The organism is Bradyrhizobium tropiciagri (assembly GCF_018130505.1).
GTDB classification, from domain to species: domain Bacteria; phylum Pseudomonadota; class Alphaproteobacteria; order Rhizobiales; family Xanthobacteraceae; genus Bradyrhizobium; species Bradyrhizobium tropiciagri_B.
Genome location: NZ_JAFCKH010000006.1, coordinates 52,904 through 71,490, shown reverse-complemented (window position 1 = coordinate 71,490; position 18,587 = coordinate 52,904). Strand labels below are relative to the sequence as shown.

Annotated in this window: 14 protein-coding genes; 6 read left to right on the top strand and 8 right to left on the bottom strand. The window is 66.2% G+C overall.

Annotated elements, in window-relative coordinates; genetic code table 11:
- Positions 1 to 3: 3 nt before the first annotated feature.
- The 4 genes from JQ633_RS16650 to JQ633_RS16635 are packed head-to-tail and all read right to left on the bottom strand — an operon-like array spanning position 4 to position 4,203.
- Positions 4 to 1,215 carry an ABC transporter substrate-binding protein gene (locus tag JQ633_RS16650; protein WP_211986139.1) on the bottom strand — a complete coding sequence of 404 codons (1,212 nt, stop codon included), beginning with the start codon at positions 1,213 to 1,215 and terminating at the stop codon, positions 4 to 6.
- A 29-nt stretch (positions 1,216 to 1,244) separates the two neighbouring features.
- A complete protein-coding gene (locus tag JQ633_RS16645; RefSeq protein ID WP_211986138.1) occupies positions 1,245 to 1,829 on the bottom strand; it encodes an amino acid synthesis family protein in 585 nt (194 codons plus the stop codon).
- A gap of 20 nt (positions 1,830 to 1,849) precedes the next feature.
- The gene (locus tag JQ633_RS16640) at positions 1,850 to 2,758 is read right to left on the bottom strand and encodes a UPF0280 family protein (RefSeq protein ID WP_211986137.1); all 909 of its coding nucleotides are present in this window, start codon (positions 2,756 to 2,758) and stop codon (positions 1,850 to 1,852) included.
- Complete coding sequence (locus JQ633_RS16635; protein WP_211986136.1) at positions 2,755 to 4,203, bottom strand: 6-hydroxynicotinate reductase; 1,449 nt, start codon at positions 4,201 to 4,203, stop codon at positions 2,755 to 2,757. The genes JQ633_RS16640 and JQ633_RS16635 overlap by 4 nt, the downstream gene beginning before the upstream one ends.
- A 293-nt stretch (positions 4,204 to 4,496) precedes the next feature.
- Between JQ633_RS16635 and JQ633_RS16630 the strand changes: the two genes are divergently transcribed.
- From JQ633_RS16630 to JQ633_RS16610, 5 genes are all read left to right on the top strand, one after another.
- Positions 4,497 to 4,964, top strand: a complete 468-nt coding sequence (locus tag JQ633_RS16630) for a (2Fe-2S)-binding protein (RefSeq protein WP_211986135.1) — start codon at positions 4,497 to 4,499, stop codon at positions 4,962 to 4,964.
- Positions 4,964 to 8,497 (top strand): molybdopterin cofactor-binding domain-containing protein, encoded by a 3,534-nt coding sequence (locus JQ633_RS16625; RefSeq protein WP_211986134.1) that lies wholly within the window; start codon positions 4,964 to 4,966, stop codon positions 8,495 to 8,497. The genes JQ633_RS16630 and JQ633_RS16625 overlap by 1 nt, the downstream gene beginning before the upstream one ends.
- Before the next feature lie 61 nt (positions 8,498 to 8,558).
- Positions 8,559 to 9,863: a nicotinate phosphoribosyltransferase gene (gene pncB, locus JQ633_RS16620; protein ID WP_211986133.1), complete on the top strand. Its 1,305-nt coding sequence runs from the start codon at positions 8,559 to 8,561 to the stop codon at positions 9,861 to 9,863.
- Positions 9,864 to 9,908: 45 nt separating this feature from the next.
- Positions 9,909 to 11,204 carry an O-acetylhomoserine aminocarboxypropyltransferase gene (locus JQ633_RS16615; RefSeq protein WP_211986132.1) on the top strand — a complete coding sequence of 432 codons (1,296 nt, stop codon included), beginning with the start codon at positions 9,909 to 9,911 and terminating at the stop codon, positions 11,202 to 11,204.
- Positions 11,205 to 11,207: 3 nt separating this feature from the next.
- Entirely contained in the window at positions 11,208 to 11,987 is a 780-nt protein-coding gene (locus tag JQ633_RS16610; RefSeq protein ID WP_211986131.1) for an alpha/beta fold hydrolase, read from the top strand.
- A gap of 106 nt (positions 11,988 to 12,093) precedes the next feature.
- On the opposite strand, the gene JQ633_RS16605 is transcribed toward JQ633_RS16610, so the two are convergent.
- The 4 genes from JQ633_RS16605 to JQ633_RS16590 all read right to left on the bottom strand — a co-directional run bounded on the left by JQ633_RS16605 (position 12,094) and on the right by JQ633_RS16590 (position 16,593).
- Complete coding sequence (locus JQ633_RS16605) at positions 12,094 to 13,113, bottom strand: S1C family serine protease (protein WP_211986130.1); 1,020 nt, start codon at positions 13,111 to 13,113, stop codon at positions 12,094 to 12,096.
- 80 nt (positions 13,114 to 13,193) lie between these two features.
- Positions 13,194 to 13,643, bottom strand: coding sequence for a hypothetical protein (locus JQ633_RS16600; protein WP_211986129.1), 450 nt, complete (start codon positions 13,641 to 13,643; stop codon positions 13,194 to 13,196).
- 7 nt (positions 13,644 to 13,650) lie between these two features.
- Positions 13,651 to 15,252 (bottom strand): GMC family oxidoreductase, encoded by a 1,602-nt coding sequence (locus tag JQ633_RS16595; protein ID WP_211986128.1) that lies wholly within the window; start codon positions 15,250 to 15,252, stop codon positions 13,651 to 13,653.
- Between the two features lie 117 nt (positions 15,253 to 15,369).
- Entirely contained in the window at positions 15,370 to 16,593 is a 1,224-nt protein-coding gene (locus tag JQ633_RS16590; RefSeq protein WP_211986127.1) for a cytochrome P450, read from the bottom strand.
- Between the two features lie 232 nt (positions 16,594 to 16,825).
- Here JQ633_RS16590 and JQ633_RS16585 point away from each other — a divergent pair, with 232 nt between their 5' ends.
- A complete protein-coding gene (locus JQ633_RS16585; RefSeq protein WP_211986126.1) occupies positions 16,826 to 18,463 on the top strand; it encodes a flavin-containing monooxygenase in 1,638 nt (545 codons plus the stop codon).
- Positions 18,464 to 18,587: the final 124 nt, after the last annotated feature.

The following is an 18,587-nucleotide window of genomic DNA, read 5'->3' as shown; positions in this document are numbered from 1 at the left end:
ATTTCAATCCTTCGGCCGCAGCTTCTCGATCTCGGCGTCGCTCGGCAGATAGTCCGAGCCCTTGCGATAGGCGCTGTCGACCATGATGCCCTTGCCGTCCTTGAGCGCGGTCTTGCCGGTGAAGGCGCCGAGCGTCGATTGGTGATCGATCTTGCGGAAGGTGATCTCGCCGAACGGCGACGGCATCGAAATGCCTTCGGCCGCCGCGATCAACTTCTCCGGATCGGTCGAATTGGCCTTGGCGAGGATCGCGGCCGCCGCCTTGATGGTCTGGTAGCCGACGATCGAGCCGAGCCGCGGATAGTCGTTGTACTTGGCCTGGTAGGCCTTCAGGAACGCGTCGTGCTCCGGCGTCTTGATCGAGTACCAGGGATAGCCGGTGACGATCCATCCCTCCGGCGTCTCGTCCTTCAGCGGATCGAGATATTCCGGCTCGCCGGTCAGGAAGCTCACCACTTTGCGGTCCTTGAACAGGCCGCGGGTGTTGCCCTCGCGCACGAGCTTGACGAGGTCGGCGCCGAAGGTGACGTTGAGGATCGCCTCGGGGTTGGCCGCGGCAACCGCCTGCACCACCGGGCCGGCGTCGATCTTGCCCTGCGGCGGCCACTGCTCGTCGACCCACTGGATGTCGGGCCGCTTCTCGGACATCAGCTTCTTGAACACCGCAACCGCCGACTGGCCGTATTCGTAGTTCGGCGCGATCGTCGCCCAGCGCTTCGCCGGCAGTTTTGCAGCCTCCTCCACCAGCATTGCGGCCTGCATGTAGTTCGACGGACGCAGGCGGAAGGTGTAGCGGTTGCCCTTCGACCAGGTGATGGCGTCGGTCAGCGGCTCGGCCGCGAGGAAGAACACCTTCTTCTGGTTGGCGAAATCGCTGACGGCAAGGCCGATGTTGGAGAGGAAGGTGCCCGTGAGCATCGCCACCTTCTCGCTCGAGACCAGCTCGTTGGCCGCGGTCTGCGCATCCGCCGGCTTGCCGCCGTCATCCTTGGAGACGACGACGAGCTTCTTGCCGCCGATCCCGCCGGCGGCGTTGATCTCTTCCACCGCGAGCTGCCAGCCCTTGCGATAGGGCTCGGTGAACGCCGGCAGCAGCGAATAGCTGTTGATCTCGCCGATCTTGATCTCCTGCGCCATGGCCTGCGTTGTCATGGCACTGCCCGCCATGGTCGCGACCGCGATCGCCAAACTCGCCCCTACGAAATAACCACGCATCCCGTACCTCCAGTTGTCCTACAAAGAGATTATCGCAATCCGTCTTCGCCCTTGATTTCGTTCACCGTCAGCCCGCCGACCCGCGGCAGCGGCCGGCCACTGTCGGTCACTGCGACCGCGACCATGATCTCGTTGGCGCGCGGCGCATCGTTGATCTGCACCTCCATGCCGTCGAAATGACTGCGCACGAACGCCGCATCCTTGTGCCCGAGCGGAATGTCCAGCGTGGTGCCGGGTCCCGAGCGCTTCTTCGACGAGGGAATCAGCGCGGCGCCCTTGCTCAGCACCTTGCGCACCGGAGCGCCCATCTTCGGATGCAGGATCGCGGCCGCGTGCTCCAGCTCGCCGTTTTCGCCGACCGCAGCGGCCTTGCCGTAGGAATGCGCGCTGGCGCCGTCGATGCCGAGCGCGGCCACGGCCCGCTTCGACAGCAAGTCGCCGAGTTCCTCACCGATCGCGATCAGCGGCGAGAGATCCTCGACATACCGGCCGGCGAACGGATTCTCGATCACGGCGATCGCGGCCGCCCGGCGGGTCGGAGGCGTAATGGTCTTGCCCATCTCCAGATGGGTCTCCTCGACCACGGTGACGATCTTGCGAATGACGGCGCTCATCGTTTCAGCCTCGCTCCCGGTCATGCCTGCAGCATGTTTTGTATCGTTCGTTCTTGAAACGCGTGCGATGCCGGCGCCTCGCGCCCAATTGCACAGACCAGCCGCGTTTCGCCCAGTAGACGCAATGCCGCGCCCTCGATCAATCCCGACATCAGGAGAACGCGCGCCCGCGCCACCCCCGCGTCAAGCGCCTGCTCGATCTCCTGTTCCGCCAGCGGCCCGACGTCGCGCGTCACCAGCCGCGCGCCGAGATCGCTGTCCGGCTGCAATTCGTTGGCGGGAACACGAAGGATCGCGGCATGACCGGGCAGATCGACCGCATTGGCGACCACGGTCGCCGCGGCATCCGCCTGCGCCGCGGTGCGCGCCAGCACGGTGACGGCGTCGGCAATGCCGAGGGAGAAACTGCGGCCATGGCGACCGCTGGTCGCAATGCCTCGGACCGGCATGTCGGCATCGACGGTCGTCGTGCGCATCACGCCATGGCGATCCGGCCGGTCCATCAGGCCGACGCTGAACTGCTCGCTACCGGCAAGATGCAGCGCGATATCGCCGCCATTGTTGACATAGGCCCGGTCGAGCGTCGCCGCTCGCAACATCGCGCCAAGGATTTCCTCGGCGACCGAACCCGCCACCGCCGCCATCGGCGTGATGAAGCAATCGGCGGCAAACGGTGCGACCGCGGCATGCATGCGCCGCGCTACCACGCCGCTCAGCGCACAGCGACCCGGATCGGCCGCACTGCGCAGCAGAGACAGCTCCGCGCAGAGTTCATCCAGCAGACCGGTGAAGCGCTCCGCCGCCGCCCGATAGGCGGCGCTGATATCGGCATCCCTGCCCTTCGCCTCGATGACCAGATCAATGGGACCGTCCTGCAAATGCAGCCGCTTGCCGTCGGGAAGAAGCGCGATTTGCGGGAGCCGCCTCATGCGCGTCGCCCGGGCATATGGGGCATCGGCCGGACCTCGGCGCTGTCGCGCAGCGAGGACAGTGGCCGGACATAGTCCATGTGGCCGCCGAGCGCCGCATAGTCCGACAGCCGCATCGTGAACTCGATCGGCGCCACCAGCGCCGGCGTCGGCACATAGCCGAAGGCGCCGGCCGGCATCTGCGTCACATCGACCATGAAGGTGATGCCGCCGCCGGGCCAGACATAGACCGGCGCGCCGCCGCTGGTCACCCGCGTCAGCGCGTCCTTCACCGAACGCGTCAGCCGCACCGGATTGTCGGTGACGCCTGCGCGCAGCGATCCGCCGGCACCGCCCATGAACAGCACGGTGCACAGCGCAGGCTCGCAATTCTCCTGGATGCGCTCGACCGAGAATCTGAGATCGGCCGGCATCTCGGTCTCGACCGGCCGCAGCGCCTCGTCGAGCACGTAGTAGGACGCATGCTCACCGGTGGTCGAGACCATCAGCATGGTCAGCCCGGGACGCGCCTCCTTGGCATTGAACGGGCCGAGGATCGACAGCGGATCGGAGATGTTGGTGCCGCCCCAGCCGGTGCCGGGTTCGGCGACCTGGAAGTAGCGGCCGGGCGTCGAACGCCGGCCCTTCATCTTGATGCCGGTGTCGGCGATGTCGAGCAGCTTGCCGGCCTGGTGCTCGCTGAGCACGCCGGTGATGTGGTCGTCGACCACGACGACCTCGTCGACCTTGCCGTGCCACTGCTTGGCGAACATGCCGATGGTCGCCGAGCCGCAGCCGACCCGCATCCGCTCTTCGGCGATGCTGTTGACGATCGGCGCCTTGCCGGCCTGCACGACGACGGTGGCGCCGCCGTCGATGGTCAGCTCCACCGCCTTGCAGTTGGAGAGATCCATCAGCGTGTCGCAGGTGACGCGGCCTTCCTTCTTCGAGCCGCCGGTCAGATGATGCACGCCGCCGAGCGACAGCATCTGCGAGCCGTATTCGCTGGTGGTGACATGGCCGACCGCCTCACCGTCGGCACGCACCGTCGCGGTCTCGGGGCCGAGATAGCGGTCGGTGTCGATCTTCACCTTGACGCCGCAATAGGAGAAAATGCCCTCGGTCACCACGGTGACCATGTCGACGCCGTCGACCTCCGAGGAGACGATGAAGGGCGCCGGCTTGTAATCGGGATAGGTGGTTCCGGCTCCGATCGCGGTGACGAAGATGTCGGGCTGACGCACGATCTTGCCGTCCCAGTCGCCGCTCACCTGGAACGGCACCAGCTTGCCGCCATGCGACACCGTGCGTTCCAGCACGACGTGCGGATCGACGCGCACCAACGTGCCGTCATGATTGGCGTAGCGGTCGCAGGCGCCGGCCGCGCCCGGCTTGATGTAGCACATCACCGGACAGGCATCGCAGCGGATCTTGTCGCCGGCGGCGACGGTCATTGTGTCAGCCATCGTGACCCAGCCTGGACTTGTGGCGGCGGTCGATCATACTGCGCTTCCCTCCGCCTGCGATATCGTTCGTATACGAATGATCCTGCGCGCGGACCCGGAAGCTGTCAAGCGGCCATCGCAGTCAAAAGCCGCAGCTGCCGAATAATAGTCCATTTGCCTAGCCGCCCTGTTCATAAAGCGGGCACGCGCTGCAGCGCGGCATGCCGCCGCTTGCACGTTTGTATACAAACGTTATCCTCGCCGGCGATCCGACGCTCACATTGCAGCGCAAAACACGAGGGAGAACCAGGGCGATGCGCCTGACCGTGAACGGCAGGAATCATGATGTCGACGCCGCTCCCGACACCGCATTGCTCTACGTGCTGCGCAACGATCTCGAACTCAACGGACCGAAATACGGCTGTGGCCTCGGCGAATGCGGCGCCTGCGCGGTGCTGATCGACGGCGTCGCCGCGCGCTCCTGCGTCATCCCGATCGAAGGCTGCGCAGACCGCGACATCGTGACGCTCGATGGCCTCGGCTCGCGCGGGCATCCCGACCCGGTGCAGGACGCTTTCATCCGCGAGCATGCCGCGCAATGCGGCTACTGCCTCAACGGCATGATCATCACCACCAAGGCGCTGCTCGCGCGCAACCCCGTGCCGTCCGAGCGTGAGGTGCTGGAGGCGTTGCGCTACAATCTGTGCCGCTGCGGCGCGCATATCGAGATCATCCGCGCTGCGTTGCGCGCTGCCGGCCACGCGCTCGAGGCACGCGATTGATGGCGGGTTCGGAGCAAGGCAAGCGCGGCTCGCTGTCGATCGTCCGCCCCGCGGTGCTGGGCGCGGAGGGTGAGTTCGAGACCTTCATCGCGATCCAAGCCGACGGCAACGTCAATGCCTATAATGGCCATGTCGATCTCGGCACCGGCATCCGCACCGCGCTAGGCCAGATCGTCGCCGAGGAGCTCGACGTCTCCTTTGCGCGTGTCGTCGTGATCCTCGGCGACACCGCCGTGGTGCCGAACCAGGGCGCGACGATCGCGAGCGAGACGATCCAGATCACCGCCGTGCCGCTGCGCAAGGCCGCGGCGCAGGCGCGGCATTTTCTGATCGCACGCGCTGCCGAGCGCCTTGAACTGCCGGTCGATGATCTCAGCATCGAGGACGGCCTGATCCGTGGTCACGACAACTGCAGCATCAGCTATGGCGAGTTGATCGCGGACGAGACCATCCGGCTCGAGCTGACCGACGACGTTTCCGTCAAGGACGTGAACGCCTATTCCATCGTCGGCAGATCGGTGCCGCGCGTCGATCTGCCGGCGAAGGCAACCGGCGAACTCGTCTACGTCCACGACGTCCGTGTTCCCGGCATGCTGCACGGCCGCGTCATCCGCCCGCCCTATGCCGGCGTCGATGCCGGCCCGTTCGTCGGCACCAGCCTGATCGCGGTCGATGAGGCCTCGGTGCGCGACATCCCCGGCCTCGTCGCGGTGGTGCGGATCGGCGACTTCATCGGTGTGGTCGCTGAGCGCGAGGAGAATGCGATCAAGGCCGCCGTGCAGCTCAAGGTGACGTGGAAGCCGGGCCCGGCGCTGACCGATCTCGCCGACATCGAAAAGGCGCTGCGCGCCAATCCGTCGACGCCACGGGAACTGATCGACAGGGGTGACGTCGACGCTGCGATCAGGAATGCTGCCAAACCGATGCAGCGGACTTATGTCTGGCCGTACCAGATGCACGGCTCGATCGGCCCGTCCTGTGCGGTCGCCGATTACAGCGATGGTGCGATCCGGGTCTGGTCCGGCACGCAGAACCCGCACATCCTGCGCGGCGATCTCGCGCTGCTGATCGAGCGGCCCGAATCCGAGATCGACGTCATCAGGATGGAGGCCGCCGGCTGCTACGGCCGCAACTGCGCCGACGACGTCTCTGCCGATGCGCTGCTGCTGTCGCGCGCGGTCGGCCGTCCCGTCCGCGTCCAGCTTACGCGCGAGCAGGAACATGCCTGGGAGCCGAAAGGCACCGCGCAATTGATGGACGTCAATGGCGGACTCAACGCGGACGGCAGCATCGCCGGTTACGACTTTGCCACGCGTTATCCTTCCAACGGCGCACCGACGCTGGCTCTGCTGCTGACCGGACGGATCGCACCGACGCCGGCCGTGTTCGAGATGGGCGACCGCACCGCGATCCCGCCCTACGACTACGAGAACCTGCGCGTCGTCGCCAACGACATGCCGCCGATCGTGCGCGCGTCGTGGTTTCGCGGCGTCTCGGCGCTGCCGAACAGCTTTGCCCATGAATCCTACATCGACGAACTCGCCGCGGAGGCCGAGGTCGACCCGATCGAATACCGGCTGCGCTATCTGAAGGACAAGCGCGCGATCGACCTCGTCAACGCGGTCGCCGAACGCGCCGGCTGGACGCCGCGCCCGGTGCGGCAGGAGCCTGAAGCGGACGGCGATATCGTGCGCGGCCGCGGCTTTGCCTATGCGCTCTATGTGCATAGCAAGTTTCCAGGCTATGGCGCGGCATGGTCGGCCTGGATCGCCGACGTCGCCGTGAACAAGGCGACCGGCGACGTCAGCGTCACGCGGGTCGTCGCCGGGCAGGATTCCGGTTTGATGATCAATCCGGAGGGCGTGCGGCACCAGATCGAGGGCAACGTCATCCAGTCGACCAGCCGCGCACTGATGGAGGAAGTCTCCTTCGAGCGCGGCGCGGTAACGGCGCGGGAATGGGGCGCCTACCCCATCATCAAATTCCCCGATCTCCCCAAGATCGACGTCTTGATGCTCCCGCGGCAGGACCAGCCGCCGCTCGGCGTCGGCGAGTCCGCCTCGGTGCCGAGCGCCGCCGCGATCGCCAACGCGATCTATGATGCGACCGGCGTACGCTTCCGCGAATTGCCGTTCACGCCGGAACGCATCCTCAAGGGATTGCGCGGCGAGCAGCCCGCGACGCCTGTCCCGCTTCCGCCGCCTGCCGCGCCGGTTCAGCTCAACAAATGGCAAAATCCGTTCGTCAAACGCGGCGGCGTAATCGCCGGCATCGCAGCGCTTTGTGCAGCCGCGATCGGCATCGGCGCGGCGGTGTTGCCCTGGCGCGCGATCGCGCCGATCACCCGGCCGGATGCGTCAGTCTTTTCCGCCGCGACGATCGCGCGCGGCAAGGAGCTTGCGGCGCTCGGTGCCTGTGCCGTCTGCCACACCGCTGATGGCGGCGTCCTGAATGCCGGAGGACGCCCGCTCGAGACGCCGTTCGGCACGATCTACGCGACCAACATCACGCCCGACGTCGACACCGGCATCGGCGCCTGGTCCTATCCCGCCTTCGAGCGCGCGATGCGCGAAGGTATCCATCGCGACGGACGCCATCTTTATCCGGCGTTTCCCTACACGCATTTTGCCAAGGCCAGCGACGCCGACATGCAGGCGCTCTACGCCCATCTGATGGCGCAGACACCGATGCGCGCCGAGACGCCGCCGAACGCGCTCGCCTTTCCATTCAATCTGCGTCCGCTACTTGCCGGCTGGAATGCGCTGTTCCACCAACCGAGCACGTTCCAACCCGATCCAACCCGATCGGAGGTCTGGAATCGCGGCGCCTATCTGATCGAAGGCCTCGGCCATTGCAGCGCCTGCCACTCGCCGCGCAATGCGCTCGGCGCCGAGCGGCAGAGCGCCTATCTCGCCGGCGGCCTTGCCGAAGGCTGGGAGGCGCCGGCGCTGACCTCGCTGTCGAGGGCGCCGATTCCCTGGAGCGAGGATGAGCTCTACGCATACTTGCGCACCGGCGAGTCCCGTCTGCACGGCGTCGCCGCCGGGCCGATGGCGCCGGTGGTGAAGGAGCTCGCCGCGCTGCCCGATCAGGACATCCGCGCGATGGCGGTCTATCTTGCCTCGTTCAACGAGGCCGCCGATCAACCGGCTCACGACGCCCTCGCCGCCAAGCTCGAAGCCGCCACCACTGTGACCACCGCGCCTTCGACGGGCGGGCGGATCTATCAGGGCGCCTGTGCGGTCTGCCACGAAGTCGGCGGCCCGCCGCTGTTCGGCAGCCGGCCGTCGCTGGCGCTGAACAGCAACCTGCACAGCGATCTGCCCGACAATCTGATCCAGGTGATCCTGCACGGCATCGCCAGGCCGGCGGTCACCGATCTCGGCTATATGCCTGCCTTCAAGGACAGCATGAGCGACGGCCAGGTCGCCGAGCTGGTCGGCTTCCTGCGGCGGCAGTTTGCCCCTGACAAGCCCGAATGGACCGGCGTCGCGGAGACGGTGGGCCGTATCCGGCAGACCATAGCGCGCTGACCTGCCATGTTCCGCCAATACCCCACTGGGCGGGCGGCGTCCGGCAGGCTAAGGTTCCCGCATGACGGTCACAGATATTGCAACCCGGACCTACAACCACGGCTGGCGGCTCGACCCGATCGTGCGCAGCCTGCTCGACACCGATTTCTACAAGCTGTTGATGCAGCAGATGATCCGGGAATGCTATCCGGACACCCGCACGACCTTTTCGGTGATCAACCGGTCGACCCATATCAAGCTCGCCGAGGTCATCGATGAGGGCGAGCTGCGCGCCCAGCTCGACCACGCCCGCACCATCCGCTTTTCCAAGAAGGAATTGATCTGGCTCGCCGGCAACACGTTCTACGGCAAGACCCAGATGTTCTCGCCGGATTTCATCAACTGGCTCTCGACCTTCCGCCTGCCCGAATACGAGCTGCACAAGGTCGACGGCCAGTATGAGCTGCACTTCCACGGGCCGTGGACCCACACCACGATGTGGGAGATCCCGGCGCTCGCGATCCTCAACGAGCTGCGATCGCGCGCGGCGACCAAGGAGTACGGCCGCTTCGCGCTCGACGTGCTCTATGCCCGTGCCAAGGCCAAGCTGTGGGCCAAGGTCGAGCGGCTGCGCAGGCTCGACGGGCTGCGGCTGTCGGATTTCGGCACGCGCCGCCGCCACGGCTTCCTCTGGCAGCGCTGGTGCGTCGAGGCGGTGAAGGAAGGCCTCGGCCCGTCCTTCACCGGAACATCGAACGTGCTGCTGGCGATGGACAACGACCTCGAAGCGATCGGCACCAACGCGCATGAGTTGCCGATGGTGGCCGCGGCGCTCGCCAATTCGGACGAGGAGCTGCGCTGGGCGCCTTACCGCATCCTCGACCAGTGGCGCCACACCTATGGCGGCAACCTCTTGATCGCCCTGCCCGACGCGTTCGGCACCAAGCCGTTCCTGCGCGACGCGCCGGACTGGGTCGCCGACTGGACCGGTTTTCGTCCCGACAGCGCGCCGCCGATCACCGCGGGCGAAGACATCATCAAATGGTGGAAGGAGAAGGGCCGCGATCCCCGCGAGAAGCTCCTGGTGTTCTCCGATGCGATGGACGTCGGCTCGATCGAGGAGACCTACCATCACTTCAAGGGCCGCGTCCGCATCAGCTTCGGCTGGGGCACCAACCTCACCAACGATTTCGTCGGCTGCGCGCCCGATGGTTCGGCCCAGCTCGACCCGATCTCGGTCGTCTGCAAGGTGACGTCGGTCGACGGCCGGCCGGCGGTCAAACTCTCCGACAATCCGGAGAAGGCGACCGGCATCCCGTCCGAGGTCGAGCGCTATTTGCGCGTGTTCGGCAATGTCGGCCGCGTTCGCACCGCAGTTCACGTATAATTTCGCGAACGAACCAACCTCATCGATTGACCTGACGAGTTTCGCATGCCCGCACCCAAGCCGCCTGCCTTCGAAACCCTGAGCCTGCACGCCGGCCAGCGCCCCGATCCCGCGACCGGCGCGCGCGCGGTCCCGATCTATCAGACCACGTCCTACGTGTTCCAGGATGCCGACCACGCCGCGGCGCTGTTCAACCTGGAACGCGCCGGCCACATCTACACGCGCATCTCCAACCCGACGACGTCGGTACTGGAAGAGCGCATCGCGGCGCTGGAATGCGGTGTCGGCGCGATCTGCACCGCGAGCGGCATGGCCGCAATGCATCTTGCCATCGCGACACTGCTCAATGCCGGCGACCACATCGTTGCCTCCGCCTCGCTCTATGGCGGCACCATCAACCTCTTGGCACACACGCTGCCGCGGTTCGGCATCACCACGACTTTCGTGAAGCCGCGCGCACTCGACGAATTCCGCGCCGCCATCCAGCCGAACACGCGGCTGGTGATCGGCGAGACCATCGGAAATCCGGGCCTCGAGGTGCTGGATATCCCCGCCGTCGCGCAGATCGCGCATGATGCGAAGATCCCGCTCTTGATCGACAACACCTTTGCGACACCCTATCTCAGTCAGCCGATCGAGCTCGGCGCCGATATCTCGATGAACTCGGCGACCAAATGGATGGGCGGCCACGGCATCGCGATCGGCGGCGTCATCGTCGACGGCGGCCGGTTCGACTGGCGCGCGTCAGGCAAATTCCCGCAGCTCACCGAACCCTATGCCGGCTATCACGGCATCGTCTTCGACGAGCAGTTCGGCAAGGCCGCCTTCATCATGCGCGCGCGCACCGAAGGCCTGCGCGATTTCGGCGCCTGCCTGTCGCCGACCAACGCGTTCCAGCTGCTGCAGGGCATCGAGACGCTCGGCGTCCGCATGGACCGGCACATCAGCAACACCAGCGCGGTGCTGGAGGCTCTCGCCGCGAACAAGGGTGTAGACTGGGTGCTGCATCCGTCGCTGGAGACGCATCCCGACTACGCGCTCGCCAAGAAGCTGCTGCCGCGCGGCGCCGGCTCGATCGTCAGCTTCGGCATCAAGGGCGGCCGCGCCGCCGGCAAGAAGTTCATCGAGTCGTTGAAGCTGATCAGCCATCTCGCCAATGTCGGCGATGCCAAGACGCTGGTGATCCACCCCGCCAGCACCACGCATCAGCAGATGGACGCAGCGCAGCTCAAGGCTGCCGGCATCGGTGAGGAGCTGGTGCGGCTGTCGGTCGGCATCGAAAGCGCGCAGGACATCATCGACGATCTCGGCCAGGCGCTGCGCGCCTCGCAAAGGACTTGAGACATGCAGCTTTCCGTCAACGGGGCAGACACCTTCATCGCGACCGGCGGCAAGCCGTTCGACCCATCGCTGCCGGTAGTCGTGATGCTGCACGGCGCCGGGTTCGATTCCTCGACCTGGGCGTTGCACAGCCGCTGGTTCGCCCATCACGGCTTTGCCGTGCTGGCGCCCGACCTGCCCGGCCACGGCCGCTCCGCCGGCAAGCTGCTGCCGACGATTGCCGAAATGGCCGACTGGACCGCCGCGCTGATCGCGACGGCCGGCGCGCAGAAGGCCCGGTTGATCGGCCATTCGATGGGCTCGCTGATCGCGCTCGAAACCTCGGCGCGGCATCCCGACAAGGTCTCCGGCCTCGCGCTGATCGGCACCGCCGCGACCATGACGGTCGGCCCCGATCTGCTGAAGGCGGCCGAGGCCAATGATGCCGCCGCGATCGACATGGTCTCGATCTGGGGCCTCGGCTTCAAGGCCGAACTCGGCGGCAGCCTTGCGCCGGGCTTGTGGATGCATCAGGGCGCGCAGCGCGTGCTGCAGGAGGCCAAGCCCGGCGTGCTGTACAACGATCTCAACGCCTGCAACGCGTATCAGAACGGCCTTGCCGCCGCGGCCGCGGTGAAGGTGCCCGCGACCTTCATTCTCGGCGAGCGCGACATGATGACCCCCGCCAAGGCCGGCAAGACGCTCGCGGCGGCGACACCGAACGCGCTCACGGTGGTGCTGCCGGGCGCGGGGCACATGATGATGGTCGAGCAACCGGACGAGCTGCTGGCCGCGCTGCGGTAGCGTCTCCACAGTGTCGTCCCGGCTTTCGCCGGGACGACACCGGATATGATGCTCCGCCGTTCAGCCCATCAAAGGACGCGCAACGCGCGCCTCATGTGGACTGACCTCACTGCTTCGCCGGCTTCCTCTCGATCGGATGGATGTCGATCGCGCGGAGGCGGCCTAACCGCAGCACGTCCATCGACAAAGTCCGATCAATCCGGCTGTGATCGAGCGCGCGGATCAGGTCGTCGACGCCGTTGATCTCGACGCCGTCGAGCTTGATGACGACGTCGCCCGGCAACAGGCTGGCCCGCGCGGCGGGGCTGTCCGGCTCGATCTGCATCAGCAATGCGCCCATCTTGTTCTCGACCCCGGCGAGCACCGCATGGCGCCGCGGCACCGGCGCGGTCTGGCCGGCAACGCCGATGAAGGCGCGGCGGACGTAGCCGTGGCGGATGATCTCCGACAGCACGAATTGCGCGGTGTTGCTGGCGACCGCAAAGCAGATGCCCTGCGCGCCGTTGATGATCGCGGTGTTGATGCCGATCACCTCCGCATTCGATGCCACCAGCGGCCCGCCGGAATTGCCGGGATTGAGCGCGGCGTCGGTCTGGATCACGTCCTCGATGGTCCGCCCGCTGACCGAGCGGATCGAGCGGCCTAGCGCCGACACCACGCCGGCGGTCACGGTCGATTCGAAGCCGAGCGGATTGCCGATCGCGACCACGAGCTGGCCGCGCCGCAGCGTCTTGGAATTGCCGAGCGCGGCATAGGGCAGATCGCGCGCGCCATCGGCGCGCAGCAGCGCGAGATCGGTGTCGGGATCGACGCCGAGCACATGGGCGTCGGTGACGAAACCCTCGGTGTCGCGCAGGCGGATCTCCTTCGACGATCCGACCACATGGCTGTTGGTCAGCACGAGGCCATCGGGCGAAATCACGATGCCCGAGCCGAGCCCGCCGCGCTCGCGCGCATTGCGGACCTTGGGACCGGTTTCGACGCGGACCACGGCCGGGCCGACGCGCTCGGTGACGTCGATCACGGCGTTGGAATAGGCATCCAGCAAGGCCCGGTCATCCGGGCCAGCATCGGCCGTCCGCGGTGACGACCTGTCACCGGCGGCATCTGAGGTAAAATCCAGCATGGCGAGATTCCTTTGGTCTCCTCAGATGGTGACCGGGAACTGCCACTGCAAGTGGTTACGCGCCGCCCCTGCCCGGCAGGCTAGGTCGCCCGCCGCAGCGTGCCGCCGCGCGCCCGGACCGGATCGAGCAGCGACCAGTCGCCATCCTGCAGCACATGGCCCTTCGGAAACGGCGCACGCAGTTCGAGGCCGAGCGAGCGCAGCACGCGATCGTCGCGGTAGTAGCATTGCAGCACCACGCGGACGAGCGTCGCCGCGGCGGCGCCGCCACTTGCGCGAAACTGCTCCGCCACCGCATCGCGCTTGGCGTCATCGAGCTCGGCGAGCGGCTTGCCGGCGAGCTTGGCCAACAGATCCAGGGCCTGCGCGACCGGCGCAGTGTCGCGGCCGAGCGTCGCCAGCATGTCGGCCTGAACAGCGGGATCATCGGCGCCCGGCACCCTGTACTCGGCGCTTTCGGGAACGATCATCGCGGCGACGGTGCGGAGGTCGGCGCGCTGCGCTGCGGTCAGTTCATTGCTTCCGGACATGGCGATCTCAATCGAACAGATTGGCGAGGCGCTGCTTCATCTGATCGGCGATGTAGAGCGCGAGGGCCTGGATGGTGGAGGTCGGGTTGACGCCACCCGAGGTGACGAAGATGCTGCCGTCGACGATGAAGAGGTTCTTCACGTCGTGCGAGCGGCCCCATTCATTGACCACGGAGCGTTCGGGATCGGTGCCCATCCGCGCGGTGCCGAGCAGATGCCAGCCGCCCCACGGGATCGGCGAGTTGACGCAGAGGTCCGTCGCGCCGGCGGCTTCGAGCACCTCGCGGCCACGTGCCAGCGCGTGGTCCATCATCTTCCGGCTGTTCTCGCTGATCGTATAGTCGATCCTCGGCGCGGGAATGCCGTGACCGTCCTTCAGCACCGGATCGAGCGTGACGCGGTTGTGCTCCTCGGGAAGGTCCTCGCAGATCGCAGAGAAGCCGAGCCGGTGGCCGTTCAGCTTGCGGAAGACGCGGTGATGGTCCTTGCCCCAGGGCAGGATGCCCTTCTGCTCGCTGACCACGGCCTCAAACACCGGCCCCGCGCCGCGCACGAACTGCACACCGTAGCCGCGGACGAAGCCGCGCGAGAGGTCAGTGTCGTACCACTCCTTGCTCCACAGGCAGGTCGGCGGCGCGCGGTTGGAATCGGTCGGCTCGGCGACATAGCCGTAGATCTGCGCGTAAGGATGGAACATCAGGTTCTTGCCGACCAGGCCCGACGAATTGGCGAGACCGTTCGGAAACTTGCCCGACACCGAGTTGAGCAGCAGCCGCGGCGTGCCGACGCCGTTGCAGGCGACGATCACGACCTCGGCCGGCTGAAACTGCTCGACGCCGTCCTTGTCGTAATAGACGACACCGGTCGCCATGCCCTCGTCATTGGTCAGGATCTCGCGCACCCGGCAATGCGTCTTCACCTCGACGCCGGCGCGGATCGCGTGCGGCCAGTAGGTGATGTCGGTCGAGGCCTTGGCGCCCTGCGCGCAGGCCGGCGTGCAGTGGCCGAGATTGATGCAGCGCGCCCTGCCCTCGTAGTCCATCGTCGCAACTGTGGTGTCCGACGGCCACCAGTGCCAGCCGAGCTTGTTCATCGCCTTGCCGATCAGCGGGCCTGATAGCCCGAGCGGCTGCGGCGGCATCGGCGGATGCGACAGCGGCGACAGCGGATCGCCCGACAGGCCTGAGGTGCCCATCATGCGATCGTTCTCCTCGAAGAATGGGGTCAGCGCGTCGTAATCGATCGGCCAGTCGTCGGCGACGCCGTCGAGCGTCTTCACCTTGAAGTCGGACGGATGCAGCCGCGGCCAGTGCGCGGTGTACATCACGGTCGAACCGCCGACGGCGTTGTAGTTCACCACCTTGATCGGCGAATTGTCGTCGTTGATCGGGTAATCCTCGGGCCGCTTGCGGACGTTGGGACTGGACGACCATTCGCCGAAAAACTTCGCCTCCCAGTCGCGGCCCGTGCTCGGATATTCGGCGGGATTCATCCAGCCGCCCTGATCAAGGCAGAGGATATGCATCTTGGTGTCGGCAAGGCTCCAGGCCACCGCGGCGCCGGACGCGCCGGCGCCGATGATCAGGACGTCAACGGGATCGTTCTTCATTCTTGTTCCTTGTTCTCACCATCCCGTCATTCCGGGGCGATGCGAAGCATCGAACCCGGAATCTCGAGATTCCGGGTCTGGTCCTTCGGACCATCCCGGAATGACGCCTACGCATAATCAATTCACGATTCTCACCGGCAAGCTTCGTATACCGCGGATGAAATTGGAATAGAGCCTTTGCGGTGGGCCCATGACCTCGAAGCGCAGGTCCCGCTGCAGGACCTCCTCCCAGAGGATGCGCAATTGCTGCTCGGCGAGGCGGTCGCCGACGCAGCGGTGGATGCCGGCGCCGAAGGCGAGATGCTGGCGCGGCTTGGCGCGGTCGATGATGAATTCGTCGGCGCGCTCGATCTTGTCCTCGTCGCGGTTGCCGGAGATGTACCACATCACCACCTTGTCGCCCTTTTTGATCAGGCGGCCGGCCAGCTCGACATCGTTGCGCGCGGTGCGGCGCATGTGCAGCACCGGCGTGTGGTAGCGGATGGTCTCCGAGACCAGGTTCGGGATCAGCTCGCGGCGGGCGCGCAGCAGCTCGAACTGTTCGGGGTTCTCGCACAGCGCCAGCAGCCCCGCCGACATCGAATTCCGCGTGGTGTCGTTGCCGCCGACGATCAGGAGCCCGATCGTGCCGATGAATTCGCGCGGCTCCAGATTCCGCGTCGCCTCTGAATGCGCCAGCATCGAGATCAAGTCGAAGGTCGGCGGTGCGTCGACCCGCGCATTCCACAACTTGCGGAAATACTCTCCCATCTTGATCAGCTCGGCGGTGCGTTCGGCCTCCGAATGCACGACGGCGTCAGGCGACTCGACATTGGCGATCGCGACGTCCGACCACCAGGTCAGCTTGGCGCGGTCTTGATAAGGAAAATCGAACAGCGTCGCCAGCATCATGTTGGTGAGCTCGACCGAGACCCGCTCGGCCCAATCAAACGTCTCGCCACGCGGCAGCGCGTCCAGCACGGCGGCAGTGCGGCTGCGGATCAGCGTCTCGAAATTGGCAAGGTTGGACGGCGCCACGATCGGCGCCACCGTACGGCGCTGCGCGGTGTGGCCGGGCGGGTCCATCCGGATGAAGCTCGGCCGCTCCTGCCCCTTCGGCTGGTCGGCGACCTGGATGCCGCCGAGCTCGGAGGCCGAGGAATAATTCTGGTGATCCAGCTCGACGGCGAAGATGTCGTCGTAGCGCGTCACCGACCAATAGGGGCCGTAGGGCGAAGCCTCGCAGTAATGCACGGGATCGTCGCGGCGGAGCTGCGCGAACAGCGGACGCCAGGTGTCATCCTGGTAAAGGTGGGGATCGCTGACATCTGTGGATGTCGGCCTGCGCAACGCCTCTCCCATCGCGTCCTCCCGCTGGTTCCGTCGCCGCTTGGCGGGCGATTTGACGCCGCGACGATAGAGGGAATCCGGCGGCGGAGTAAAGCCGCGGGGCGCGCGGTCCGCCGCACGGAATGTCGCGCAAAGGCCTTAAACCCCGGCAAATCGCGATGGCAGCCCCGCTTTCCGATGTTTGTCGGCGACGGCAAGACCGGCTAGCCTTGTCGGCAATCATTGATCCGGGGAGCAACGCCAGGTGGCCGCACAGCGTCAAGACACAACTCCGTCGCAGACGGCTGCGCTGGACTACGACGTCATCATCATCGGTGCCGGCCTGTCCGGCATGTACCAGCTCTACCGGCTGCGCGAGCTCGGCCTCAAGGCGCGCGTGTTCGAGGCCGGCACCGGCGTCGGCGGCACCTGGTACTGGAATCGCTATCCCGGCGCGCGGTTCGATTCCGAGAGCTATTCCTACGGCTACTCCTTTTCCAAGGAGCTGCTTCAGGAATGGGAATGGTCCGAGCATTTCGCCGGCCAGCCGGAGACGCTGCGCTACTGCAATCATGTCGCCGACAAGTTCGATTTGCACCGCGACATCCAGTTCGAGTGCCGCGTCGCGTCCGCGATCTACCAGGACGAGACGCGAAGCTGGGACGTCACGCTGCAAAGCGGCGCGCGCCATAGCTGCCGCTTCCTGATCACCGCGATCGGTCCGCTCTCGACGCCGACGCTGCCGCGCATCGCCGGCCGCGAGAGCTTCAAGGGCGAGTCCTTCCACACCGCGCGCTGGCCCAAGGACAAGGTGGATTTTGCCGGCAAGCGCGTTGCCGTGATCGGCACCGGCGCGACCGGCATCCAGACCATCCAGACCATCGCGAGCGAGGTCGGCCACCTCACGGTGTTCCAGCGCACCGCCAACTGGGCCGCGCCGCTGCACAACGGCAAGATCGACGCCGCAACGCAGGCGAAGATCAAGGCCGCCTATCCCGAGATCTTCGCGCGCTGCCAGGAGACCTTCGCCTGCTTCATCCATACGCCCGACCCGCGCGGCGCGTTCGAGGTCTCCGATGCCGAGCGCGAGGCGAACTATGAGAAGCTTTATGGCGAGCGCGGCTTCGGCATCTGGCAGGGCAATTTCAAGGACATCCTGATCGACCGCAGCGCAAATGCGACGATCAGCGATTTCATCGCGCGCAAGATCCGCGAGCGGGTCAAGGACCAGGCGGTGGCCGACAAGCTGATCCCGAAAAACCACGGCTTCGGCACCCGCCGCGTGCCGCTCGAGACCTTCTATTTCGAGGTCTACAACCAGGACAATGTCGAGCTGGTCGATCTTAGCGAGACGCCGATCGAGACGATCACGCCGACGGGCATCCGCACCACTGAACGTGATTTCGAGTTCGACATCATCATCTACGCCACCGGCTTCGACGCCATCACCGGCAGCTTCGATGCGATCGATGTCCGCGGCAGCGGCGGCGCACGGCTGAAGGACAAGTGGAAGCACGGGCCGGAAACCTATCTCGGGCTGATGGTCGACGGCTTCCCCAACATGATGATGCTGATGGGCCCGCACACCGCGCTCGGCAACATCCCGCGCAGCATCGAATACAGCGTCGACTGGGTCACCGGCCTGCTGCGCTTCGCGCAGGCAAAGGGCCTGACGCTGCTCGACGCCACGCCGGAAGGCACCGCCGGCTGGACCGACCACGTCAAGGCGCTCGGCGTCGGCCTGCTCTCCAACGAGGTCGATTCCTGGATGACCGGCATCAACCGCAACGTCGAAGGCAAGCAGACCCGCATCATCGCCCGCTACAGCGGCAGCGCGCCGGCGTACCGGGCACGGTGCGACGAGGTCGCGGCAAAGGGGTACGCGGAGTTGAGGTTGGGGTAGCTATCTCCACCTGTCGTCCCGGCGAAGGCCGGGACCCATAGCCACAGGATCGTGTTGTTGAAAAAAGCTCGCGGCCCCAGCGTCGCGCGACAACGACCACCGGTGGTTATGGGTCCCGGCCTTC